26 protein-coding genes and 6 pseudogenes are annotated in these 21,795 nt (G+C 67.8%); 20 read left to right on the top strand and 12 right to left on the bottom strand.

The window, feature by feature from the left end; translation table 11 throughout:
• Window positions 1-39: 39 nt before the first annotated feature.
• Together ACFY1L_RS55200 and ACFY1L_RS55195 are read left to right on the top strand one after the other, a co-directional pair.
• On the top strand, window positions 40-528 hold the full coding sequence (locus ACFY1L_RS55200) for a TetR/AcrR family transcriptional regulator (RefSeq protein WP_388843150.1): 489 nt from the start codon (window positions 40-42) through the stop codon (window positions 526-528).
• 1 nt (window position 529) lies between these two features.
• Window positions 530-883, top strand: a complete 354-nt coding sequence (locus tag ACFY1L_RS55195) for a winged helix-turn-helix transcriptional regulator (RefSeq protein ID WP_388843149.1) — start codon at window positions 530-532, stop codon at window positions 881-883.
• Between the two features lie 25 nt (window positions 884-908).
• Here the strand turns inward: ACFY1L_RS55195 and ACFY1L_RS55190 are convergent, their stop codons facing one another.
• Together ACFY1L_RS55190 and ACFY1L_RS55185 are read right to left on the bottom strand one after the other, a co-directional pair.
• Entirely contained in the window at window positions 909-1,418 is a 510-nt protein-coding gene (locus tag ACFY1L_RS55190; RefSeq protein WP_388843148.1) for a nuclear transport factor 2 family protein, read from the bottom strand.
• 69 nt (window positions 1,419-1,487) lie between these two features.
• Window positions 1,488-2,114: a TetR/AcrR family transcriptional regulator gene (locus ACFY1L_RS55185; protein WP_388843147.1), complete on the bottom strand. Its 627-nt coding sequence runs from the start codon at window positions 2,112-2,114 to the stop codon at window positions 1,488-1,490.
• Between the two features lie 87 nt (window positions 2,115-2,201).
• Here ACFY1L_RS55185 and ACFY1L_RS55180 point away from each other — a divergent pair, with 87 nt between their 5' ends.
• A complete protein-coding gene (locus tag ACFY1L_RS55180; RefSeq protein ID WP_388843146.1) occupies window positions 2,202-3,167 on the top strand; it encodes a quinone oxidoreductase family protein in 966 nt (321 codons plus the stop codon).
• Window positions 3,168-3,459: 292 nt separating this feature from the next.
• Here ACFY1L_RS55180 and ACFY1L_RS55175 read toward each other — a convergent pair whose 3' ends face one another.
• Window positions 3,460-3,978, bottom strand: a complete 519-nt coding sequence (locus tag ACFY1L_RS55175) for a hypothetical protein (protein ID WP_388843145.1) — start codon at window positions 3,976-3,978, stop codon at window positions 3,460-3,462.
• 345 nt (window positions 3,979-4,323) lie between these two features.
• Between ACFY1L_RS55175 and ACFY1L_RS55170 the strand changes: the two are divergent.
• Window positions 4,324-4,530 (top strand): annotated as a pseudogene (locus ACFY1L_RS55170) (transposase); the annotation flags it as partial.
• A 403-nt stretch (window positions 4,531-4,933) separates the two neighbouring features.
• Window positions 4,934-5,314 (top strand): hypothetical protein, encoded by a 381-nt coding sequence (locus ACFY1L_RS55165; protein ID WP_369254298.1) that lies wholly within the window; start codon window positions 4,934-4,936, stop codon window positions 5,312-5,314.
• A 7-nt stretch (window positions 5,315-5,321) separates the two neighbouring features.
• On the opposite strand, the gene ACFY1L_RS55160 is transcribed toward ACFY1L_RS55165, so the two are convergent.
• Together ACFY1L_RS55160 and ACFY1L_RS55155 are read right to left on the bottom strand one after the other, a co-directional pair.
• Entirely contained in the window at window positions 5,322-5,564 is a 243-nt protein-coding gene (locus tag ACFY1L_RS55160; RefSeq protein ID WP_388843144.1) for a hypothetical protein, read from the bottom strand.
• A 180-nt stretch (window positions 5,565-5,744) separates the two neighbouring features.
• On the bottom strand, window positions 5,745-6,125 hold the full coding sequence (locus ACFY1L_RS55155; RefSeq protein WP_388843143.1) for a winged helix-turn-helix transcriptional regulator: 381 nt from the start codon (window positions 6,123-6,125) through the stop codon (window positions 5,745-5,747).
• Between the two features lie 74 nt (window positions 6,126-6,199).
• Between ACFY1L_RS55155 and ACFY1L_RS55150 the strand changes: the two genes are divergently transcribed.
• From ACFY1L_RS55150 to ACFY1L_RS55140, 3 genes are read left to right on the top strand one after another with little or no spacing between them, the layout of a single operon-like run.
• Window positions 6,200-6,877 (top strand): NADPH-dependent F420 reductase, encoded by a 678-nt coding sequence (locus ACFY1L_RS55150; RefSeq protein ID WP_388843142.1) that lies wholly within the window; start codon window positions 6,200-6,202, stop codon window positions 6,875-6,877.
• Between the two features lie 23 nt (window positions 6,878-6,900).
• A complete protein-coding gene (locus ACFY1L_RS55145; RefSeq protein WP_232649535.1) occupies window positions 6,901-7,200 on the top strand; it encodes a transposase in 300 nt (99 codons plus the stop codon).
• Window positions 7,197-8,084 (top strand): IS3 family transposase, encoded by an 888-nt coding sequence (locus ACFY1L_RS55140; protein WP_232649536.1) that lies wholly within the window; start codon window positions 7,197-7,199, stop codon window positions 8,082-8,084. The genes ACFY1L_RS55145 and ACFY1L_RS55140 overlap by 4 nt, the downstream gene beginning before the upstream one ends.
• Window positions 8,085-8,191: 107 nt before the next feature.
• Here ACFY1L_RS55140 and ACFY1L_RS55135 read toward each other — a convergent pair.
• A pseudogene (locus ACFY1L_RS55135) lies at window positions 8,192-9,513 on the bottom strand (transposase).
• Between the two features lie 179 nt (window positions 9,514-9,692).
• On the bottom strand, window positions 9,693-10,421 hold the full coding sequence (locus ACFY1L_RS55130) for an SDR family oxidoreductase (protein WP_388843141.1): 729 nt from the start codon (window positions 10,419-10,421) through the stop codon (window positions 9,693-9,695).
• Between the two features lie 75 nt (window positions 10,422-10,496).
• Here ACFY1L_RS55130 and ACFY1L_RS55125 point away from each other — a divergent pair, with 75 nt between their 5' ends.
• Window positions 10,497-10,874, top strand: coding sequence for a MerR family transcriptional regulator (locus ACFY1L_RS55125; RefSeq protein ID WP_055704887.1), 378 nt, complete (start codon window positions 10,497-10,499; stop codon window positions 10,872-10,874).
• Between the two features lie 70 nt (window positions 10,875-10,944).
• Here the strand turns inward: ACFY1L_RS55125 and ACFY1L_RS55120 are convergent.
• Together ACFY1L_RS55120 and ACFY1L_RS55115 are read right to left on the bottom strand one after the other, a co-directional pair.
• Window positions 10,945-11,234: pseudogene (locus ACFY1L_RS55120) on the bottom strand (lysyl oxidase family protein); the annotation flags it as partial.
• Complete coding sequence (locus ACFY1L_RS55115; RefSeq protein WP_388843140.1) at window positions 11,227-11,751, bottom strand: hypothetical protein; 525 nt, start codon at window positions 11,749-11,751, stop codon at window positions 11,227-11,229. The pseudogene ACFY1L_RS55120 and the gene ACFY1L_RS55115, both read right to left, overlap by 8 nt.
• An 804-nt stretch (window positions 11,752-12,555) precedes the next feature.
• On the opposite strand from ACFY1L_RS55115, the pseudogene ACFY1L_RS55110 reads away from it, so the two are divergent.
• Window positions 12,556-12,687: pseudogene (locus tag ACFY1L_RS55110) on the top strand (IS5/IS1182 family transposase); the annotation flags it as partial.
• A gap of 108 nt (window positions 12,688-12,795) precedes the next feature.
• Here ACFY1L_RS55110 and ACFY1L_RS55105 read toward each other — a convergent pair.
• Window positions 12,796-13,029 (bottom strand): hypothetical protein, encoded by a 234-nt coding sequence (locus tag ACFY1L_RS55105; protein WP_388843139.1) that lies wholly within the window; start codon window positions 13,027-13,029, stop codon window positions 12,796-12,798.
• Between the two features lie 330 nt (window positions 13,030-13,359).
• Between ACFY1L_RS55105 and ACFY1L_RS55100 the strand changes: the two genes are divergently transcribed.
• The 3 genes and pseudogenes from ACFY1L_RS55100 to ACFY1L_RS55090 all read left to right on the top strand — a co-directional run bounded on the left by ACFY1L_RS55100 (window position 13,360) and on the right by ACFY1L_RS55090 (window position 16,311).
• Window positions 13,360-14,553, top strand: a complete 1,194-nt coding sequence (locus ACFY1L_RS55100) for a WD40 repeat domain-containing protein (RefSeq protein ID WP_388843138.1) — start codon at window positions 13,360-13,362, stop codon at window positions 14,551-14,553.
• A 481-nt stretch (window positions 14,554-15,034) separates the two neighbouring features.
• A pseudogene (locus ACFY1L_RS55095) lies at window positions 15,035-15,337 on the top strand (hypothetical protein).
• Between the two features lie 518 nt (window positions 15,338-15,855).
• On the top strand, window positions 15,856-16,311 hold the full coding sequence (locus ACFY1L_RS55090) for a transposase family protein (protein ID WP_388843162.1): 456 nt from the start codon (window positions 15,856-15,858) through the stop codon (window positions 16,309-16,311).
• On the opposite strand, the gene ACFY1L_RS55085 is transcribed toward ACFY1L_RS55090, so the two are convergent.
• Window positions 16,280-16,648 carry a DUF6207 family protein gene (locus ACFY1L_RS55085; protein WP_388843137.1) on the bottom strand — a complete coding sequence of 123 codons (369 nt, stop codon included), beginning with the start codon at window positions 16,646-16,648 and terminating at the stop codon, window positions 16,280-16,282. The genes ACFY1L_RS55090 and ACFY1L_RS55085 overlap by 32 nt on opposite strands.
• A 132-nt stretch (window positions 16,649-16,780) precedes the next feature.
• Here ACFY1L_RS55085 and ACFY1L_RS55080 point away from each other — a divergent pair, with 132 nt between their 5' ends.
• The 7 genes from ACFY1L_RS55080 (at window position 16,781) to ACFY1L_RS55050 (ending at window position 21,020) form a co-directional block, all read left to right on the top strand.
• Window positions 16,781-17,089, top strand: coding sequence for a helix-turn-helix domain-containing protein (locus tag ACFY1L_RS55080; RefSeq protein WP_388843136.1), 309 nt, complete (start codon window positions 16,781-16,783; stop codon window positions 17,087-17,089).
• Entirely contained in the window at window positions 17,089-18,633 is a 1,545-nt protein-coding gene (locus tag ACFY1L_RS55075; RefSeq protein WP_388843135.1) for a helix-turn-helix domain-containing protein, read from the top strand. The genes ACFY1L_RS55080 and ACFY1L_RS55075 overlap by 1 nt, the downstream gene beginning before the upstream one ends.
• 36 nt (window positions 18,634-18,669) lie before the next feature.
• On the top strand, window positions 18,670-18,846 hold the full coding sequence (locus ACFY1L_RS55070) for a hypothetical protein (protein ID WP_388843134.1): 177 nt from the start codon (window positions 18,670-18,672) through the stop codon (window positions 18,844-18,846).
• Between the two features lie 86 nt (window positions 18,847-18,932).
• Window positions 18,933-19,232, top strand: a complete 300-nt coding sequence (locus ACFY1L_RS55065) for a transposase (protein WP_232649535.1) — start codon at window positions 18,933-18,935, stop codon at window positions 19,230-19,232.
• Window positions 19,229-20,116, top strand: coding sequence for an IS3 family transposase (locus tag ACFY1L_RS55060; protein WP_232649536.1), 888 nt, complete (start codon window positions 19,229-19,231; stop codon window positions 20,114-20,116). Before ACFY1L_RS55065 ends, ACFY1L_RS55060 begins: the two co-directional genes overlap by 4 nt.
• A gap of 7 nt (window positions 20,117-20,123) precedes the next feature.
• Entirely contained in the window at window positions 20,124-20,762 is a 639-nt protein-coding gene (locus tag ACFY1L_RS55055) for a hypothetical protein (protein WP_388843133.1), read from the top strand.
• Window positions 20,763-20,861: 99 nt separating this feature from the next.
• Window positions 20,862-21,020: a hypothetical protein gene (locus ACFY1L_RS55050; RefSeq protein ID WP_388843132.1), complete on the top strand. Its 159-nt coding sequence runs from the start codon at window positions 20,862-20,864 to the stop codon at window positions 21,018-21,020.
• Between the two features lie 348 nt (window positions 21,021-21,368).
• On the opposite strand, the pseudogene ACFY1L_RS55045 reads toward ACFY1L_RS55050, so the two are convergent.
• A pseudogene (locus ACFY1L_RS55045) lies at window positions 21,369-21,795 on the bottom strand (hypothetical protein); the annotation flags it as partial.

Genomic DNA, 21,795 nt, shown 5'->3' with positions numbered 1-21,795 from the left:
GCCCGTCGCAGTGCCGTCCCTGCGGTCCATCGCGCGGGCGTGCCGGGTGCGCCGTCGGCGGTTTACTGGCACTTCCCCTCCGAGACCGACCTGCGATCCGCGGTCCTCGACGCCGAGTACACCTCCCTGATCGAGGCCGTTGAAGCGGCGCTGGACGACGCGGCGGAAGGCGCCGACCGGCTGGTGGTCGCCGGCGACGCCTACATCGCCTGGGCGCTGGAGCACCCCGGCGCCTACCAGCTCCTGTTCGAAAGAGGCGACGAACTCCCGGCCACCAGAGCCGAGCACGGCCCGCGTCTGCAGCGGCGGATCGTGGACCTGGCCCGCCGGGCCGACCCTGACGCCCCCTTCGCCGCAGCCCTCCTGCTGTGGTCGGCCTGGCACGGAGTGGTCTCCTTGCGCCTGCACAAGGACGAGTGGAACTGGGGCATGACGGCGCAGGAGGCCAATCGCCGACTGGTGGCAGCACTCACCGCCCACCCCGCCGGACCAGCGCCCTCGTGCCGTTCCGAGGATGGAAGTCAGTGACATGGAACAACGGGAGACATCTACCGGGACATCGGCCCCGGACTGCTCCATCAGCCGGGTCGAGCACGCTCTTGGCGTCCTTCGGGGCCGGTGGAAACTGCTGATCATTCACCACCTCCTCGTCCGTCAGCCGCGCCGGTTCTCCGACCTGGAACGGGCGATCGGGCGGGTGACCCAGAAGATGCTGATCCAGCAGCTGCGCGCATTGGAGGCCGACGGAATCGTGCACCGCATCGTCTATCCCGAGGTGCCCCCGCACGTCGAGTACGAACTGACCGCGGCCGGACGCGCGCTCGCGACGGCGCTCGACGCCCTGCACGACTGGTCGGTCCAGTCGTGCCACGTCGACGCGTAGCGGGAGGCCGGTGGCCCCGGGTCGGTCAGGTTGTCGGGAAGGTGTCCATCCAGATGATCTCCAGGGTGCGGTGGGCGATGCGCCACCCCTCCGGGCGCCGTACGAGCCGGTCGACGAAGAAGCCGGTCTGGATGAGATTCCAGCCCTGCCCGTCGGCACCGCCCTGGTGAGTGTGCAGGTGCTGGGTGCGCGCGTGGGCGGTATCGCCGTCGATGTCGACGGTCGAGAATCCTTGAAAGTGCTGCCACTTGAGCAGTCCGCTCATGGACCCGTCGGTGCCGCGCATGACGTCCACGAGCGTGCGATAGGGAATGTCCTTCAGCGCGGCGCCGCCAGCCGCGGAGTAGTCGACGGTGGCCTCTGGGGCGAAGACGGTGTCCCACTGGTCGAGGACATCGTTGTCGCCGTCTTCGTGCAGGTCCTGACCGAGTGCGTACCGCACCATGAGGTCCTGGATCTCAATTCGGTCCGCGAGGTACTGAAGGCGCTGGTCAGGCGTGTGGCCGACGGAGACGGAGGGTGCGCTGTGTGTCATGTCCTTCACGCTAGTTCGGCGTCCGAAGGTTCGTAAGTACGGACAAAAAAGTAAGTGTCGGCCCGTGTGTCACCGCGTGGTCGGGGCGGCGGTTTGCAGGAGTGCCAGGGTCGTATCGAGGGCCGCCTCCAGGTGTGTGAGGCCGCCGGTGGACATGAGGATGGTCACCCCGCCCTGGACCGCGGCGACGAGGGCAGCGGCGGTGCGGTCGGCGTCCAGTTGCCGGTCGACCTCGCCGTTGTCCTGCAGGCGCCGGATGCCGGTGCGCAGGGCCGCCTGCCACTGGCCGATCAGCTGGCTCGTGAGTGCCTGGGCGGCGGGAGTGGCGCGGCCCAGCTCGGTGATCAGCATGCCGAGCGGGCAGTTGACGCCCTGCCGCTCGTACCGCGCCACGACCGCGTCCCGCCAGCCCTGCCATGCCGACCACGTGCCCAGGTCGCTCAGGTGCGGTTCCTGGTCCTCGAGGACGCGCTCGGCCTCACGGGCGGCCACCGCGAGGAGCAACTCCTCCTTCCCGCCGGGGAAATAGTGGAAAATCTGGCTCTTGCTGGTCGCGGTGCGTGCACGGATGTCGTCGAGAGTCGTCCCGGCTATGCCCCGCTCGCGGATCTCCTCGGCTGCGCCTTCCACGATGCGACGCCGGGTGGCCTGGCCCTTTGCGGTCAGGCGTGGCGCGCTCGTTCCTCCGACGGACATTGATCCTCCACCACAGTTTGTGGACTTGCCGGTCCATTTTACGCGAGAGAGAGTCGAGGAAGCAGAACGATGAGAAAGGTGGGCGAGATGCAAGCGATCCTCGTGGAAGAACTGGGCGGACCGGAACAACTGCGAATCACCGACCGGCCTGTCCCCGAGCCCGGACCAGGCCAGATCCGGGTGGACATCGCCGCGGCCGGGGTGAATTTCATGGACACCGGCGCGCGTCGACTCGGCGCCGCCACCGGCGACCTGCCCTTCGTACCCGGAGTGGAGGGCGCCGGCCGGGTGAGTGCGCTGGGCGAGGGGGTGACCGAGTTCGCCGTCGGTGACCGGGTCGCCTGGGTGTACGCCTACGGCTCATACGCGGAACAGATCGTGCTGTCCGCCACCGATGCGGTGCCGGTGCCGGACGACATCTCCGACGAGGTCGCCGCGAGCCTGATGATGCAGGGCATCACCGCCCACCATTTCGTCACCGAGGCCGCCGACGTGCAGCCAGGCCAGGTCGTCGTGGTGCACGCCGCAGCTGGCGGACTGGGCCAGAAACTGACCCAGCTCATCAAGGCGCGAGGCGGCAAGGTCATCGGCATCGTCTCCAGCGAGCAGAAGGCCGAGACCGCCCGCAACAGCGGCACCGACCACACCGTGGTGTCCACCGGCGACGTCTTTGTCGGCCCCGTACTGGAGCTCACCAACGGTGAGGGTGTGGACGTCGTCTTCGACGGTGGAGGGGAGACCACCTTCCGAGCCTCAATGGAGGTCCTGCGCCGGCATGGGCTACTGCTGTACTACGGCGCGGTCATCGGTGCGGTACCCGTGGTGAACATGCGCGAACTGCCCAACAGCATCAAGATCTCCTACCCGGTCTTCCGCGACCACATCCCCACCCGCGAGGCGCTGTTGCGCCACAGCGCGGACCTCTTCGACCTGGCGCGGCGCAACATCCTGATCCCGGACATCGGCCGGCGCTACCCGCTCAAGGACGCAGCCCAGGCTCACCGTGACATCGAGTCTCGGACAACCAGCGGCAAGCTCGTGCTCTTTCCATGACAAGTAGTGCCGGCCCTCGCGTGACGCCAGGCATCAAAACGTCGGGCTCTGCCCATGACTTCGGTCTGGCGGAGCGCCTTGGGGGTGGGCGTCGGCTTCGGCAGCATCCACCACCGCCGGGTGTCCGTGGTGGATGCACCCGACTTTGACGTACTGCGCTGAGAGTGCCGCGGGCGCGTAGCGTGCGGGTCATCGTCTTCTTGGACGGCCCGGATGGGAGTCAGCGGGGCGGAGTGGGATCTCGTTCTTAAGCAGCGCCAGGCGTACCGTGGCAAGGCTCGTTCCTTCGCGCTCAGCGATGTCCTGGAGCGAGAGATGGTCTTGCTCGTACCAGGTGCGCCACTGCCGGATACGCGTGACGGTGTGCTGGGTGCTGCGAAACCGCGACGGGGCTCCAGTCGACCGGGTGCCGAGACAGCAGGTAGATGACATGTGCCGTGGTGGTGTCCAGCGCCTGGGCGAAGCGAGCGATGGAGAAATCGCCGCCCGGTACGGCCTGATGGAGCCGGGCGACCGTGACCATCTGGGCAGCGCCGGCCGCCGATCCTGAATGGAACGAACAGCTGGACCGGCTCCGCCCGATCGCATTCTTCGACGACAACACCAAGTGGCCGACTCGCCTCGGCGCGCTCGATCTGGCGGGTCTGAAGACTTTGCAGGGCTTGTCGGCATCCTTGACGACCCCGCGGCGCGCGAGGACGAAAAGTTCGACGCGGCGGGCGATCTGGAGTTCCTCTCCGGTCCGTTCGTCGAATCGAGCCTGGCCCGGATCATTCGCGCTGAGAACCTCACAAGCGTGCTGGCCCAGCACTGTGCGGAGTCCCTCGGCGGCATCTGGGCCAGGGTCGACCGGGTGGATCCCGCCTTTATGGCGGAGCTGCGGGGTCGGGCGCAGGACGAAGTCTTTGGCATCCTCGGCGTACGCGCCCCGCACCTGCTGCCCCCGGCGCCTTCTAAATCTAGGAGATCGTTAGCGGCAGGGGTGACGGCGGTTGGAGGCCGAGTCCGGTCTTGGCCATGAGGCCCTCGATGAGACCGGGCCGGTACTGCATCCGCTTCACTATCGCCCGCGTCCTCGACAGCCACGGGAGACTCGGCGCCACGCACACCGCCGAACGCCTACAGAAAGCCACTGAGTCGCTTGGTCTGGGATCTCGGCGTAAAGCCGCTGATCGCCCGTCGTGGCACCGAGCACGGCTCCGGTCTGGGCACCCAACGCTGGGTCGTGGAACGGGCGTTCGCCCACCTGCACTGGTTCCGCCGCCTGCGGATCCGCTGGGAGATCCGTGACGACATCCACGAAGCTTTCCTCACTCTGGGCTGTGCCCCCATCTGTTGGCGACGCCTGCGTTCACGCTGTTGATCGGTCTAGAGATTTTTAACGGCTGGGATTACGAAGGAGCACATCCCCTTGGGCAGACCGTGGATGCCGCGCGGAGCCATCGCTCTGGGAAAGTCGACCGCCAAGATCGGCGGCAGGCTGTTGATCGCTGCGACCGTCGCCTTGCGCGTCTACGATGTGGTGGCCGCACCGAGCGGGTCCAGGCGGCCTCCACGACGGTGTCAGCACGGCGGGCGGCCTCGCGGGCGCGGGTTACGGTTCCGGGTTGGGGGCCGACCTCCGGACTGTCGGGCCCGTGGTCGGCGGGATCTTGGGAGGTGTCGTCGGTGGCGTGGTCGGCATCGGCATCGTGGACGGGATCGAGGATCTGTCGTAGATGAGGACTTGGCTGGCGAGGCTGTTCAGGAAGGAGCGGCCCCGCATCGTGAATGAGGACGCGGCGGCGGTCTCGTCGCCAGGCCCGGTATGGAGCGATCCGGAGATCCCGGACGAAGAGCGCGCGGTTCTGCTCGTACGCCTCATCGAAGACCCCACGGCGCGCGAGGACGAGCAGGACGACGCGGCGTCGGATCTGGAGTTCCTCTCCGGTCCGTTCGTCGAGGCGGCCCTGATCCGGGCCATCCGGGCGGGGGACTTCCGCAGCGACTTGGCCCAGCTCTGCGCCGAGTCCCTCGCCGGAATCTGGGCCAGGGAGGGCCACGTGGACCCCGCCTTCCTGGCGGAACTGCGCAGCCTGGCGAAGGATGAGGTCTTCGGCATCCTCGGCATCCGCGCCCCACGCCTGCTGCCGCCTGGCGCCCTCTAGAAGATCTTTAACGGCTGAGGCTGCGGTGGTTGGAGGCCGGGTCCGGTTTTGGCGATGAGTCCCTCGATGAGGCGGGGTCGGTACGGCACTGGTCACTCCATCCGCACGCGTGCGGCCCGGCCTCCAACACCGCCTCCAGGGCACGCAGTTGGCCGGCATCGAGCTTGCAGCGGGTGTCACCGGGGCCCTTGGACACGAGGGCCTGGCGGCCGCCCGAGGCCAGGGCCCGGCGCCAGCGGTTCGCCGACATCCGGGCCACCTCCCGGTCACTGGCCCCGCCTCGATCAAGTCAGCTGCGCGAGCCGGACTTGCTCACGCCGATCACGCTCCTCGGCCGTCAGCCCACCGCCATGGGATACCTCATCCCTCCGGCATAGCGCGGCTCACACCACCCGCCACGCCCCGGCGAGACCTGCACTATTAAAGATCTCTAGCAAGTAGCAGGAGGGGGCTGCGGGGCGGAAGTGCATGCCGCTTCCTGCGCTGCCATAACCTCATCGCCGTGCTCGAAGGCCCATGCGCCGACGGCGTCGATGGGCGCCAGCAAGGTCCGGCCCAGAGCGGTGAGTTGGTACTCGACCCGTGATGGTGCGTCGGGGTGTTCCTGCCGGTCGACCAGCCCGTTGAACTGCAGCCGGCGCAGAGTCTCGGTGAGGACCTTGGAGCTGATGCCCCCGATCCGCTCCCGCAGTTCGACCGGGCGCCTGGGACCGTCGCGCAGCGCCCAGAGCACCACGGCGTTCCAGGTGTTGGAGAGAAGGTCGAAGGCGAGGCGGGCACGGCAGTCGGCGAGGAAGGCGTCGGTCGTCACGTACCAAATGGTGCCCGAACGGCCCTCTAGCGTCGGTGTGAACGGTCGAAGCAGGTACGGAGAGGGACCGCGTGATGAGAATCGGTGTACTGGGCACGGGCAACATGGCCGACGCTCTCGCCACCCACTGGGCGCGGGCGGGGCACGAGGTGATTATCGGGGGTCGGGACCCACACAAGGCGGAGCGGCTCGCGACGCGCATCGGAGGCAGCGCGAAGCATGCCGGCCTGCGCGCGGCGGCCGAGTCCGCTCAGGAGGTGGTGTTGGCCGCGCTGCCCTTCGGGGCGGGAGTAGACGTGGCGCGGGACCTGCACGGTGCCTTGGAGGGCAAGGTGCTGCTCGACTGCTCCAACCCAGTCGGACAGGGCTTCCGGCTGCTGACGGAAGGAGGCCCCTCAGCCGCGCAGCAACTGGCCGCGGCGGCACCGGGAGCCCACGTGGTCAAGGCTTTCAACCTCTGCCACGAGGACGTGTGGCGCATGCGGTCGCCCGTCTTCGACGGGCGACCGCTGGCTGTTCCGGTCTGCGGGGACGACGAGACTGCCCTCGCACGCGTGCGTGAGTTGGTGCGGGACGTGGGTTGTGAACCCGTGGCCGGCGGCGGTCTCGAACGTGCGGTACTCCTGGAAGCTACTGCCGCGCTGTTCATCGCCCTGTGGGTCGGCGAGGGAGCAGACGCCCAGGCAATAGCACCTCCGCTGGCGTACGTGAAGCTTCCCCTTGATCGTGGACACCTGGAGACTGGGACCTGAGGTTCCAGAGGAAGTAGCACCAGGTGGGAAGCAAGTACACGAAGCGTTACACAGAGGAGTTCAAGCGGGACGCCATCGCGCTCGTCGACTCCTCGGGCAAGACGGTCACCGCCATCGCCCGGGAACTCGGCATCAGCTCCGAGTCCCTGCGCGGCTGGTACCGCCAGGCCAAGGCAGACCAGGGCGAGGGCCGCCCTGGCGAGCTCACCACGCAGGAGCGCGAGGAGCTCAGGCGGCTGCGCAGGCAGAACGCCGAGCAGGCAAAGACGATCGAGGTCCTGCGAAAAGCCGCGGTCTTCTTCGCGAAAGAGAGCGATCGGTGAACGATACGTACGCGTTCATCGAGGCGGAGAAGACCACCCACGGCGTCGCTTTCCTCTGCAGGCTGCTGAAGGTGGCCCGCTCCTCTTTCTACGCCTGGCTCGCCGCGCAGAAGACCCGCGCCGCCCGCCAGGCCGCCGACGCGGCCTTGACCCACGAGATCACGGTCATCCACCTCGCCTCCCGTGGAACCTACGGCGTCCCGCGCGTCCATGCCGAACTGCGGCGTCTGGGACGGTCTGTGAACCACAAGCGCGTCGCCCGCCTGATGCGTGAGCACGGCATCCAGGGCGCCCACCGTCGCCGGCGCCGGTCGCTGACGCGGCCGGACAAGAGGGCCAGGCCGGCCCCGGACCTGATCGGCCGCGACTTCCACGCCGACATCCCCGGCACGAAGCTGGTCGGAGACATCACTTTCCTCCCGACGGCCGAGGGCTGGCTCTACCTCGCCTGCTGGCTGGACCTGGCCACTCGCGAGGTCGTCGGCTACGCCATGGCCGACCATCACCGGGCCGAACTCGTCGTGGATGCCCTCAACATGGCCCAGGGCCGAGCCGGTCTGAAACCCGGCTGCGTCATACACAGTGATCGCGGAAGCGAGTACACGTCGGCCCAATTCCGCGACCACATACGTGAGTTGGGGCTGCGGCAGAGCTGCGGACGCACCGGATCATGCTTCGACAACGCCGCCGCGGAGAGTTTCTGGGCCCTGCTCAAAGAGGAAATCGGCACCCGAATCTGGCCCGACCGGGCCACCGCCCGCGCCGAGGTCTTCAACTTCGTCGAGACCTTCTACAACCGCCGCCGCCTGCGCAAGCACAAAACCTTCGGCTACCTCACCCCAGCCGAGACCAGGCAGCGGCATCAACACACCCTCGCGGCATAACCATCGAGTGTCCGAGGTCACGGGCAAACTTCAACGCGGCCGGACCGAGCCACCAAGAAATGGAAGGCAGCACGGGGGTATTCCGTTAGATGTTCTTAGCTTGGCGTTTATGCAGCTGTGCTGCTTGTGATGGCTGCCGCGAGGTTCGGTTTGTCCTGTTTCCCGACGGGGTGCTCGCGTGCACGGTGCTTGTTCTTCACTCCGGTTGGCCGGCCGGGGCCTGCGGCGGTGAGTTTCGGTGCGCTGGCCGGCTGAGGGGCTTTCCTGTGGAGGCGGCGAAATCCTCGACGGACGCGTGCGGGTGTGAGGCGCCCTTGGCGTGGAGGCCGTTCCCAGGGTTTGCGGAGGTCTTCTGTGAGGGACCGGGCAAGGCGGAGTTGGGTGTGTGAAGCAATGACGAGCCAGGTCCAGCGGTCGGCGGCGGCCGGCTCGCGCAGTTTGGGAGTGGTCCACCCCAGCGTCTGCTTGAACATCCTGAAGGTGTGCTCGAGATCGAATCTGATGACGGTGCCTTCGATGACCGGCAGCTCGCCTTCGGGGTAGTCGGCCCAGGCCGAACGCCGGACCAGCAACGGGTGCAGGCGGTTCCAGGCAGTGGCGACGGCCTTCCCGTAGTGGGTGGTGTCGGTCACCGTGGTGACGGACGGGACCGGCCGAGTGGCCGCCGCCTCGAACGCGAACTCCGCCCCACGCTTGGGCTTGCGCCCGACTTTGCCCGCCGGTTGCGGCGGGGGCGGAAAGTAGAGGACGCGGTCCGAACGCATCCGGCCCCGCAACTCGACGGGCAGGTCCGCAAGCAGGAAAGCCAGGCGTGTCACGTCGTAGCCGGCATCGACGACGACCAGGACGGGCGGGTCACCGATCCGCCACTGGCCTGCCACGTACAGCCGCTGGAACACTTCCCGGACCTGGGTTGCGGTGACAGTGATGATGTCGTCCCACGGACACAGCCTGACCACGCCCAGCAGGGCAGTCCACGACGTCCGACCCTGCTCCAGAGCTGCGACGAAGGAGTAGGGGCACCCGGGAATCATCTGGGCCGAGCCCCTTCCCCGACCGTATGTGTGGCAGAACAGCCGGTCCGGGCTGGTATTGGCGTCCGGCCGCAGCCAGTTGCTCACATCGACCGCCAGGACCAGCCGCCCCTCCGCCGTCCGAGGAAGCGGCAGTCCGGCCAGCGCCCTGCGCAGCCGGGACAGATCCAGACGTCCGTGGTTGAGCCCGCCGTACAACGCCCCATGTCCACGCCGATGCTCAGGCGCCAGGGACAGCTCGACCAACGTTTTCACCGGCCGTCCGCACAAAGCAAGGCGTCACTCAGCTCGAACAAGGCATCGGGCCGCTGGGTCAGGCAGGCATAGAACTCCGTCCGGAAGTATGACAGTTCGGCAAACGCATCTCGCGGGACATCCCGCTGCACCAGACTCATTGCTACGGCCTTCGTGCTGGTCAAGTGCCTCTGTGACGGAGCACAGGATCAGACGAAGGCCGCTCTCACGTCAGGCACTCAGCCGAGAACGTCATCAAGTTCGAGGCCATGTTCGACCACGGACGATAAACGCCAAACTAAGAAGCAACACACCGAAGTCAGCGCGGCCCGAGGGCCCCTCAGGCCGCCATCAGCGCCGCCAGGGCGCGGTCCATCGCGGCGTTGAACTCTTCCGGCGTCAGCGGCAGCCGGGACTTGACGTCCCGACTCCATTGGTCGGCGAGGACCTCGGCGGAGCCCGCCTCGACACCGTCGAGCGCCGCATCGGCCAGGTCCGACGGAGCGATCTTGTCCACGGGCCAGCCCGCCGCCATGTCGGTGTCGGCCAGGCCGAGGTGTACCGCTGTGACGAGCGTGCCCTGATCGGCGAGCTCCAGGCGGACGCCGTTGGTCATGGCCCAGGCGGCGGCCTTGGTCAGGTGGTAGGCATTGGCGCCCTTGCCCCCGAACCACGACATGGCGGAGAGGACGTTGACGATCGCGCCCCCGCCGTTCCTGGCGAGCGCCGGCGCGAACTCCCGGATCATTCCCAGGTGGCCGAACATGTTGGTCTCCAGCTCGTGCCGCACCGCGTCCAGCGAACCGGTCACCAGGTCGGTCCCCGTACTGATTCCCGCGTTGTTGATGAGTAGCGAGACGTCCGGGGCGGCCTCGGCGGCGGCCCTCACGGATGCGGGATCGGCGATGTCGAGGGGGAGCACCTTGACCCCGGGCAGGTCCACGGTCTCCGGTCGGCGGGCCGTCGCGTAGACCTTGTGGGCGCCCCGTTCGAGCAGGCGCTGGGCGAAGGCGCGGCCCAGGCCGCGGTTGGCTCCGGTGACAAGGGCGACGGAGTTGTTGATATCCATGCCCGGTACGCTAAAACCTGACGCTAGCGTCAGAGGCAAGTGCTGGCCGTCAGGACCGGGGCGAGAGGAATCACCATGACCGTCACGGAGGCTGCGGCCGAGCGGCTGGTCCGCATCGGCGAGGTGGCACGGGGCGCCGGCGTCTCGGTACGCGCCGTGCGCTACTACGAGCAGCAGGGGCTGCTCATCGCGGAGCGCAGCCCGTCCGGCCAGCGCCTCTACCGGCAGGACACCGTCACCCTGGTGCGCTTCTTCCAGCAGATGTTCGCCGCCGGTCTGACCAGCCGAAGGATCGCGGAACTCCTTCCATGCTGGGACACCGGGCACACCGACGCCGAGCAACGAGCCATGCTGCGCGCCGAGCGCGACCGCATCCAGGCCAAGGTCGACGACCTGCAGGCCGCCCTGGACCGCCTCGACGAGGTCATCGCGATCACGGACACGCACCCGTAGGCGCGGTCGGTCGGACGTCGCACCAGCGATCTACGGCTGGAGTATTAGGGCTTCATGCGGAAGGTCGTGGTCACGGTGCGTCGACGAGTTCGTATGGCGGCAGCGTCACAGTTCGCGCGCCAGTGCCCCCCAGGTCACTTTGCGCTCACAAGAGTTATTTGTCGTGTCAGAATCGTGGAGCACCCTCGCGGGATTGGCGAGAATCTGCAGGTAATAAGTTCCGTTTGGCACGTCGGTGATGTCGAAAGCCTGGCCCGGCAATTCCTGTACATACGTGTCGCCAGAGCCGACATCGAGCACTTCGCGAACCGGTACAGACGTCTGATGGCCGCACGCAGAATGCAGGTCCGTGTTAACCGGAACGGTTGACCCGGCACTGGAAGAGGTGGAAGGGGCCACCGCGTTCGGACAGGGCGGTGAGCTCAAGTACCCGCTGGCGGTAGCGCCAGCCCGTTCCGTACTGCGCCCGTCGCACGCCGGCGGGGTTGGTCTCCCATTCGGCCAGGTGCTGGACCAGGGCCTCGAGCGTCTCGCCGTCCCGGGACGTCGTGCTCGGGGAGGCGGGCGCCTCCTGCAGGACGGCGATGATGGTGTGCGCGGTCTGGGCGCTGAGCCAGGTGGCCGGGTTCCCGTCGGCGGCGCTGGTCCGCAGCCGCACCAGGGTGTTCTCCAGTGGGTCGGCCGTCCACGGCTTGCTGTTGGCGAGGCCCGGCTCCTGGGTGAGCCAGTCCAGCAGTACTGCGCACTCGTGGCCGTTGAGGCCGACGCCTTCCATGCCGGCGAACAGGGCGTGGAAGAAGCGCAGCAGGACGTCGCGGCGGCGCGGCTGTTGGCGGCGCTGGGCCAGACAGTGCCAGCACAGCCAGCCGACCGGCACGTAGGGGAGGGTCTCCGTGAACGGCGGGCGGCCGATCAGCTCACCCGTGGTGTGACCGTCGCCGCACAGTGCGCAAGTCCCCGGCGCGCTCGCTCCCTTGACCGACCGGGGCCGGGGCAGACGGCCGATACCTCCCGGCCGGTCGACCCGGGTGACGCGCCGCAGACGGGCGCGGTAAACGCGACGTCCTTCCTGCTCGCAGATGCGGAGCTCCCGGAGGATCTCCCGCAGGTCGTGGTCGTCTGCGTCGGAGAGCCGGGGGAGGTTGACCAGCTTGAGGACCCGGCCGTACAGGGTCTGAGGGTCCTCGCCGACAGCCGCGGACAGTACGTCGACGCCTTGGCTGCCTGCTCGCGCAGTTCGGTCCCGGCCAGGGCCTCCGTCTCCTGGTCGCGGGGGAGGACGTGCTCGACGCCGAACAGGGTCATCTGTGGGGTCCGTCTCTCTGCGCGGAATCGTTACCCGCACCCCCTGCACCTGCGGCTGGCATGTGAGGGAACGTCACCACCCAATCGGGGGAGTGTGATTCACTCGGTTGGCTGAGCGGGCGGGCGGCCGGTGGCGCCGTCTGCGGGTCAGTCTCCGAAGCCGTTGAGCTGGCCGTCTTCGAGATGGTCCGCGACGCGGGGCAGGTACGTGCCGGATGTGGCGCCAACTGGGCCTACCGGGTGCGTCATCTGCTCGACGGGCAGCACCTTGCTGATGTGGTGCTGTTCGCCGATGCGTTCCTGGCCAGAGGGGGGCCAGGAACAGGGCGTTCACCTTGCTCGCAACGCCAACCAAACTATCTCGGCGGGTCGTTAGACCCTGCCCGTCGGCTCCGAAGCCATGATCCACATCGCCATGTCCAATCTCATGGCTCGCCGTCTCACTGGCGAGACCACCATCTCCTGGCGCAACCCGACACTACAGACCAAACAGCAGTTTCCGGGATGAAACAGCAGAAGAAAACGACCTCTGACCTGGGAACGGTCTACTTTCCCGGCTGACAACCGGTGCAGCGCGCTCAGTCGGCACAGCCGGTGAGCACGACGCAGGCGGTGATCAGTGAGACGGGCCGATCAGTATGTGCAGCGCTGGCACGGCTGCGCCTGCTGCGGATAGCGCGGCAAGCACCGCGCCGGCTACGGGAGAGCCGGTGAAGAGGGTGAGGGTGCCGACGATGAGGCCGATATCGAGCGAGGCGAGCAGGACGACAGCGGTTCGCAGGGACAGGAAGGGCGGCTCCGGCGTAGGACCGCCCGCAGAGCCGGGATTGCCCGGTGGCAGCGGATTCATGCTGCCAGCATGCGGACCGGCCTTGATGCCTGGGCAGCAGGCTGAACAGGTCCGACATCCGGAGGCCAGGTCGTCAGTTTCAGTCGCGTTCAGTGGAGTTCAGACTGAACACCTCGATGTGTCCTAACCTGCACTTCAGAGGTAGGAGTCGGAGGTGACTGTTCGGTGCGCAGACCCTTGGACCTTAGCCTTTCAGAGGCATGTCTGGATCTTGGCCGAGCTCTTACCGCGCTGCGGGAGCAGCATGGCAGCCCTAGTCCCAGGGAGATTCGCGCCCACGGACTGAAGGCGCTTGGTGCAGACCGGAGCAGCGCCTGCTCGCTGGCAACGATGAGCACTGCCTTTCGTGGCACTAAGTTCATTTCGCTGGACAAACTGCTGTGGCTGGTGCGCACGGTGATGGCATTCGATGAAACTGGTGCGAAGATTGTGCCGCCGAGCCGAAGGGCACCGGAACTCACCGAATGGCGCGAGCGCTGGACGGCCCTGAATCGCGTGCGTATCACCCACCGAGAGGTCGACTCCCAGAACCGCCGCCGGTTGAAGCAGCGCCGTCCCGCTGAGCTTTCGACGATTCCACTGGCGGCTCGACTCGTACCGGGCAGCATGCAGCGCGGCGAGCCTGTTGCCTTACGTCGCCTGCAGCGTTTTGCCTATGTCACGGCGATGGCCTTTCCACATGACGAAGACACGATCGTCGTGGGAGGGCTCGACGGCTCCGTCTATGCCTACAACATGACAATCTCCCGCGACTTGCATCTCGCAGCGCATTCCACTCCCGTGGTGGCTCTGGCGCTCTCCTCCATCGACCGGCCCTTGGCCACGCTGAGTCGTGACGGCATTCCTAGACTGTGGACATGGAAGCAGCCCGTCGACGCGGAGGACGGCGACGACGGCTGGAACCGCACGTACGCTTTTCTCGAACCACACAGCTGCCCAGTGCTGTCGGTGGCGGTCTCTCCGAACGGCGGCCTTCTGGCTACCTGTGGCCAGGACGGTGTCGTTCACCTTTGGGATACAGACACGCACACACTGAACGGGGCTCCGCTCGAAGCGCACAGCGGCCCTGTCTTGTCGGCTGTTTTCTCCCGCACCGGTCGACGACTGGCATCGAGCGGACAAGACGGCGTCGTGCGGCTGTGGGACGTGGAGTCACGCAGCGCCATCGGTGCGCCTCTCAATGCCCAAGCCGGGCCGCAGACCTGTGTGGCCTTGTCCCCGACGGAGCATCTCCTGGCCACCGCCGACGGCTTGAGCGTGCGCCTGTGGGATACCACCACGAGCAAGTATGTCGGGGGCCTGCGAGGCAACAGCGGGCCCATCGACCACGTGACGTTCGCACCGAACGGTGCCCTTCTGGCCACCGGTGACGCAAACGGCGTCGTGCGCCTCTGGAATCCAAGCACGTGGGCCTCAATGGGCCGGCCGCTGCGACACAGCGGCCGTGTTCGCGCCATGGCGTTCTCATCGGATTCATCAGTGCTTGCGGTATCGGCTGGTAAATGGGTCGATCTGTACGCGTGACAGTGGTCGGAGTGTAGTGAACGACCGCGATTTCCCTCGCCGTGCCACCGCACCCGCAACTTGGCAGCCGCGTAACCGGAAGGCTCAGTCGCAGCTGTGCTCCGGTTCGTGGCCTTTCACAGGCCGACGGGCCAGTCGAAACGCCGGCCCGCCCAGCGGCACCGGCGCACCCGAGAAGACCTGCGGCCGGACGATCCAGGAGCTCCGGTGTGCCGGCTGAAGCGCCCCTGGTTTCAGTTTAGTTGTTGCGGAAGGCAGGAGCGCCGATGAGTGAGGCCCGTGCATCGTGAAGTCGCAGGTCACGGGTCTGCTGTGAGTGGCGATTCAGGCACTCGACCGGTCGGTGGCCGATGACCATGGCGTAGATCATCGGGCAGGTCCGGTTCCGGTGGGATGCCGGGTTCGGCTGCGCCGCCCGTCGACCCGCGCCTACGATCCGTCAGCGGGTCGGCACGCCACGAGTTCGCGGGAGGCTGCGGGGATGCAGGAGCGGCAGTGGATCACCGCTCGCCGGAATGAACTGGACGCCCTCGCCGCGCAGTTGACCAAGCAGCTGGACGAGGTGCAGGTCGAGCGGGACGAACTGGCGATTGCAGAGCGGGTGTTGAACCGCCTGGCCGAACAGGCACAGGCCGGGCTGCCGCTCCGGTATCAGCAAAGGTGGCCGGGCGGGCAGTGCTGCTCATCCCGCAAGCTTGAACCTCTGCGGGCGAAGATGACCAAACTCGCCGACCGCGGCTGCCTGCACAAACGGCCCGACGGGCGGTGCATCGCACGCCCGTGACCACACGGATACGGCCGTAACTGGCGGGCCCTCGGCGGCAGTTGAGTTTGGTGTGAAGAAACACAACCCTCACGTCGAGGGCCCTGATGACCTTGTCTACACCGCCCGCCTGCCACTGTCGACCTCTACCCTGAACTACCTCGCCGACCTGGTACGCGGCCACTTGAAGAAGATCGGCTCCCGGTGGCGGGCCCTGCCCGCCGGGAGGATCGCCGGCATCGTGCTGGCAGTGGTGCGCTGTGACCAGCGGCCCAGCGACCTGGCCGGAGGCAACGGGATACACCGCACCACCGTCACCCGGTGGGTACGTGAGGTCGTCGGCCTGCTGGCCTACCGCGCCCCACGCCTGGATCGCGCACTGAAGAAGATTGCCCGCGAGGGCGGCGGCATCGTCCTCCTGGACGGCACCCTGATCCGCACCCGGCGGCGCACCGGCGCGGACAACCGGAAGAACTACTCCGGCAAGAGCAAATGCCACGGGCTCCTCGTGATCGCGCTCACCGACGACCAGCGGACGACTGCTCTGGGTCTCCGCAGCCCGACCGGGACGCACCTCAGAGATCGCCGCCTGCCGCCACGACCAACTCACCGCCCGCCTGGGGGCAGCCGGACTCGGCGCTATCGCCGACCTGGGCTTCGTCGGCCTCGACGACAGAGAACCCGGTGCCGACCCGGCCGTGATCACCGGCTACAAGGCCGCCCGGAACGACCCCCTGACCCGTGGTCAGAAACTGTCCAACAAGGTCCTCGCCGCGGTGCGGGCACCAGTCGAGCACGGCTTCGGCCAGATGTCTTCAGCGAAGTTCATCCGTCAGTGGCCGATCCTCGGTGTTCGTCAGCACGAGCAGGACTCGCAGCAGTGGGTTCGCGGTCCAGGCCGCCCTGAACGACGAACGGCTCGGACAGGCTGCGGTCAGCCGGTCCGAGCGGTCGTCGTTCTTGCTAGTCGTTGCGTGCCGTTTCGGGTCCCGTGATCCGCCTGAGCAGCGGCACCGTGGAGGCGATGACTCCCAGCGAGGCTACGAGCCCGGCGAGCACGATCGCGTAGTACTGGATTCCCGGTGCCTGGATCGAGTACCGGAACTGTGCCTGTACGAACAGCTGGGCAGCCAGGAAGCCCATCCCGATCGCCACCACGGCGACCACCAGGAGCGGGACCGCGCTCTCCAGAAGCACCACCCGCCGCAGCACCCTCCCCCATGTCCGGGCGACGGCGTTTTGGAAGGCCATCACGATCGCGTCGTCGGCGCCCGCGACATCGATGACGAGCAGCCCGGGTTCGGCGATGTGCGCCTCTTGGAGCGGTTCCACGTCTGTCTTACGCGCTCCGCCGCAGCGAGGTTCTGCACGCGCACCCGATTTCCTCGATCGAGTCAGCCTCCGCAACGAACAGCAATGCGATATTCGTATAGTTCATGAGGTTTCAGTGATAGAGTCTGCGTCATGGGTATGAGTCTCGAAGAGCGGGTGCGGTCGGCGGTGGCGGCGCTCCTGCATGCGTCCGGCGAGTCGCAGACCGAGCTCGCCGCCGCCCTGGGGGTGAGCCAGGCCCAGGTGAGCCGTCGTCAGTCCGGCACCGCGGCCTGGAGTCTGATGGACTGTGAGGCGGTCGCTGCACACTACGGCATCGACGTTCTCGAGCTCCTGGCAGGACCCACCCGGGCGACGGAAGCACTGCCTGCAACGCGCCGCCGCCTCCCCGGCCGCCAGTCTGGCCCCCAACGTCCTGCGGCCGTCGAGGGAGGCGTGTGATGACGGACTTCGGCGCGATCGACGCCCTGCTCGCCGGCGCCAAGAAGGAGGTGGCGCTGCCTTCCGCCGAGGAGCGGCGCAGCCTGCGCGAGGAGCTGAACCTTTCGCGCGCCCAGCTCGCGCAGGCCCTGGGCGTCAGCCCATCCACGGTCGGGGGCTGGGAGTCCGGACGGGACCCGAGCGGCGAAGTGCGGGAAAAGTACGCCTACTTCCTCGAGGGAGCGAAGGCCAAACTGGCCGCTGAGGCAATGGAGGCAGTCGAGGAAGCCCAGGCCGAGGAGTCGGAGGATGAACTTCGCGCGGATATCGCGCAGGCGGCCGGCCAGGACGACGACGTCGACGTGCTCACCGCCCCCCAGCCGTGCGTGCTGTGCGGGCAGCCCGCCAGTCACCAGGTCGCGGGATTCCCCCAGCACCTGGACCCCGACGAGTGCAACGCCGCCGAGCCTGCGCAGCCGAGCCAGCCGGCGGTACCGCAGACGCCTGCTCCGCGCCCGGAACCCCGGCGCGCACAACCCTCCGGCCGGCAGCGGCAGGTGGGACGCGGCGTCAAGGTCGTGCCCGTCGGCCGCCGCATGCAGACCGCCGACACTCCGGACCTGATCGGCTCCGCCGTCACGGCCGCGCTCTCCGAGCACGCCGGAGACGTGGATGCAGCGACCCAGGCACTGCTGAAGCGGGCGATCCCGGACGCGATGGCACTGCTGGACCACACCCGGAAGGGCGGCCGCTACGACATCGTCGCGCACCCCTGGCTGCCCGACGTCCTGCGCAAGCAGTCCTCCCGCGGCGCGGACCAGATCTGGGAGGCCCGCCCCAAGTGGGCACGGCCGGAACTGCCCGCGGGGGAGCACGAGGTGACCGCGCTCGACATCAACGGCGCCTACCTGAGCGCGCTCAAGACGCACCTGCCGCTCGGCCAGTTGGAGCACTCCACCGGCAACCACCACGACCGCCGCCGCGCCGGCGTCCACCTGATCACCCCGCCCGCCTGGGACCACGACGCCTACCTGCCCAACCCGATCGGCAACCGGGACGAGCCCGGCCCGCTGTGGGTGACCGAACCCACCCTGCGCCTGCTGCTGCGGATCTCGGGACCGAAGTACGGCCTGTGCGACCCGCCGGAGATCCACGAGTCCTGGACCTCCGGGGCGACAGAGGGCCTGCTGGAGAAGTTCCGCGTCGCCCTCAAGGACGCCCGGGACAAGGCGATCGCCGAGGACGACGAGGTGACGCTGGAGTACGTCAAGGCGATGTATTCGAAATTCGTCTCCACGCTGGGGGAGTCGAACTACAACCGGGAGCTGTACCGCACCGACTGGATGCATCTGATCCGCTCGCAGGCTTTCGCGAACCTGTGGTGGAAGGCCCACCGCGCCTACGACGAGGGCCTGATGGTGGTCCGCGCCATGGGCACCGACGAGCTCCACGTCATCGGCGACTGGCGCGCGGTGTTTGATGAGGGCCGCGGTGTCACCGAGGTCAAGCTCAAGGACGTCTACACCGTCGGCACGCCCGACACGCACGCCGAACCCGCGGACTGAGCCGAGGAATTGCACATCTCCGAGGAGGGGGCTGAGATGACCGAGAGCACGCAGATCCGCCACTTTTCCTACTGGGGCGAGGTACCGGCCAACATCTACATGACGAAGACCCAGTTGAAGGATCTCGACCTGCCGCGCCAGCCGGGCGGACCGGTCCGCGCCACGGTGGACGGCCGCGACGGTGCAGGCCGCCGCGACACCTTCGACCTCTAGCTCATCAACGAGTCGGTGCTGAAGCTTCCCCTTGATCGTGGACACCTGGAGACTGGGACCTGAGGTTCCAGAGGAAGTAGCACCAGGTGGGAAGCAAGTACACGAAGCGTTACACAGAGGAGTTCAAGCGGGACGCCATCGCGCTCGTCGACTCCTCGGGCAAGACGGTCACCGCCATCGCCCGGGAACTCGGCATCAGCTCCGAGTCCCTGCGCGGCTGGTACCGCCAGGCCAAGGCAGACCAGGGCGAGGGCCGCCCTGGCGAGCTCACCACGCAGGAGCGCGAGGAGCTCAGGCGGCTGCGCAGGCAGAACGCCGAGCAGGCAAAGACGATCGAGGTCCTGCGAAAAGCCGCGGTCTTCTTCGCGAAAGAGAGCGATCGGTGAACGATACGTACGCGTTCATCGAGGCGGAGAAGACCACCCACGGCGTCGCTTTCCTCTGCAGGCTGCTGAAGGTGGCCCGCTCCTCTTTCTACGCCTGGCTCGCCGCGCAGAAGACCCGCGCCGCCCGCCAGGCCGCCGACGCGGCCTTGACCCACGAGATCACGGTCATCCACCTCGCCTCCCGTGGAACCTACGGCGTCCCGCGCGTCCATGCCGAACTGCGGCGTCTGGGACGGTCTGTGAACCACAAGCGCGTCGCCCGCCTGATGCGTGAGCACGGCATCCAGGGCGCCCACCGTCGCCGGCGCCGGTCGCTGACGCGGCCGGACAAGAGGGCCAGGCCGGCCCCGGACCTGATCGGCCGCGACTTCCACGCCGACATCCCCGGCACGAAGCTGGTCGGAGACATCACTTTCCTCCCGACGGCCGAGGGCTGGCTCTACCTCGCCTGCTGGCTGGACCTGGCCACTCGCGAGGTCGTCGGCTACGCCATGGCCGACCATCACCGGGCCGAACTCGTCGTGGATGCCCTCAACATGGCCCAGGGCCGAGCCGGTCTGAAACCCGGCTGCGTCATACACAGTGATCGCGGAAGCGAGTACACGTCGGCCCAATTCCGCGACCACATACGTGAGTTGGGGCTGCGGCAGAGCTGCGGACGCACCGGATCATGCTTCGACAACGCCGCCGCGGAGAGTTTCTGGGCCCTGCTCAAAGAGGAAATCGGCACCCGAATCTGGCCCGACCGGGCCACCGCCCGCGCCGAGGTCTTCAACTTCGTCGAGACCTTCTACAACCGCCGCCGCCTGCGCAAGCACAAAACCTTCGGCTACCTCACCCCAGCCGAGACCAGGCAGCGGCATCAACACACCCTCGCGGCATAACCATCGAGTGTCCGAGGTCACGGGCAAACTTCAGTGCCGACCTCCGCGAGCGCCGCGCAACTGGCCGCGGCCGCCGCTCCGCGCCGCCCAGCGCCAGGCCGGCGAAGCGCGCGCCCACGTCCAGCTCCGGGCCGCCCGCCTCCTGGACGACAGCGACCTCGCCGTCGTCCACGTCGCCTACACCGACCGCGGCACCACCGACGCCGGCAAGCGGCGCACGCCGTCCGCCGCTCACGTGACCGCGCTCGGCGCCGCCGGAACAGTCCTGGTCGACGTCGAGTTGCGCATCGTTGCACCCCGGTCGAAAGGCATCCCGGACGGCGCCGCCGACTCGGACCAGGCCGCCGAGACCATCCGCAGCGCGCTCGCCGACAAGACGGTGCTCGTGTGGGCGAGCGAGGTCCTCAAGGACCTCATCCACGGCCTGGCCGGCCTGGGCATCTCCTGGCCGTTCCCCTCCGGATACGACCGGTGGCACGAGTTGCGCCAGATGGTCATGACCTGGCGAGGCGACCTCAACGGGAAGACCGGAACGGTCCGCCTGCCGATCCCGCCCGGCCGCGCCGACCGGATGCTCTACCTGCTCCAGCAGATCGCCGTCACCGACGGGCACTACATTGGCCAGGCACCTCGCGAGCAGAGCTGACGTGAGCACCAGTTCATCCTGGGTAAGAAGGAGTGCCATGGAGGGGAAGCCGCCCCTGACATTGAGCTGCATCTATGCTCACCACCCGCAGTGCCGTGAATGCAACTACAACCTGGAGACCGGCTTTTCACGCTGTTCGCGCTCTGGGAGACGGCCGCCGAGGCCGCCAGCACTCCCCAGGAATCCGCAGCGTACGAGCGGTGCATGGAGGACCTGCGCGGCGCCCTCGGCATGACGACCACCCCCAACGCCTCGTAGCCCCCGCGATCGTCGTCCAGGCCACAGTCGTCATCGCCGAAGGACACGGCCACAACGTCGGCCAGCGCAGCGAACGCGCTCGACGGCAGCGGCCACGCCCAGGGGGCTGAGCGAGAGCCGGATGCTCGCGTGGCCCACAGGGCGGGCAGCGCGGTGCGGTGGCCGGTCGCCTCCCTCCGCGGGCCCGTCCCGGTCCAGGCCACCGGAGCCCTGCTGCACGTCCTCCAGATCTCTGGTGTGCAGCCGCCCGTCGGCGACCTGATCCTCACCAAGGTCGTTGGGCCGCAAGCGGCTGACGGCCGCGGCAGCCGTCAGCTGAACGCAGGCCGGCACTGGAGCAGCCGACGCTCAGGTGCCGAAGAGAGGGAGGTGATCGGGGGCAAGGTCGTCACGAGTCCGGACGAACTGCACGGGGTGCTGGTAGCGACCCTCGTCGATTGCGGTGTCCGTGAGCACCTCCACCACAACGTCGGGTTGCACGGGGTGGTACTCGAGTCCGCCGCGGGTTGCCCAGCCAGCGCTGAAGCTGCCTCCCTGCCATGGATGCTCAGGACCGGCGGGACGCAGTTGTGCACCGAGGGAGCGCCGTACGGCGGTGGCGAGCGGCATGGTGCGAGCGACCAGCCGGAGATGCCCGGACGCGTCGTACCAGGCCAGCAACAGGGTGCTCGGTGACGTCACGATGGTGTCCCTCGTCGTGGTGTACGGGATCAGCGGCTGGGAGTGCGCGGGCGTCTGCCCGGGGCGCACTTCCACGGGTGCGGACCGCTCCCTG

This window comes from Streptomyces sp. NPDC001663 (assembly GCF_042893105.1).
Lineage (GTDB): Bacteria > Actinomycetota > Actinomycetes > Streptomycetales > Streptomycetaceae > Streptomyces.
Note: the sequence above shows the minus strand (reverse complement) of the source record. Positions and strands in the feature narration are given on the sequence as shown.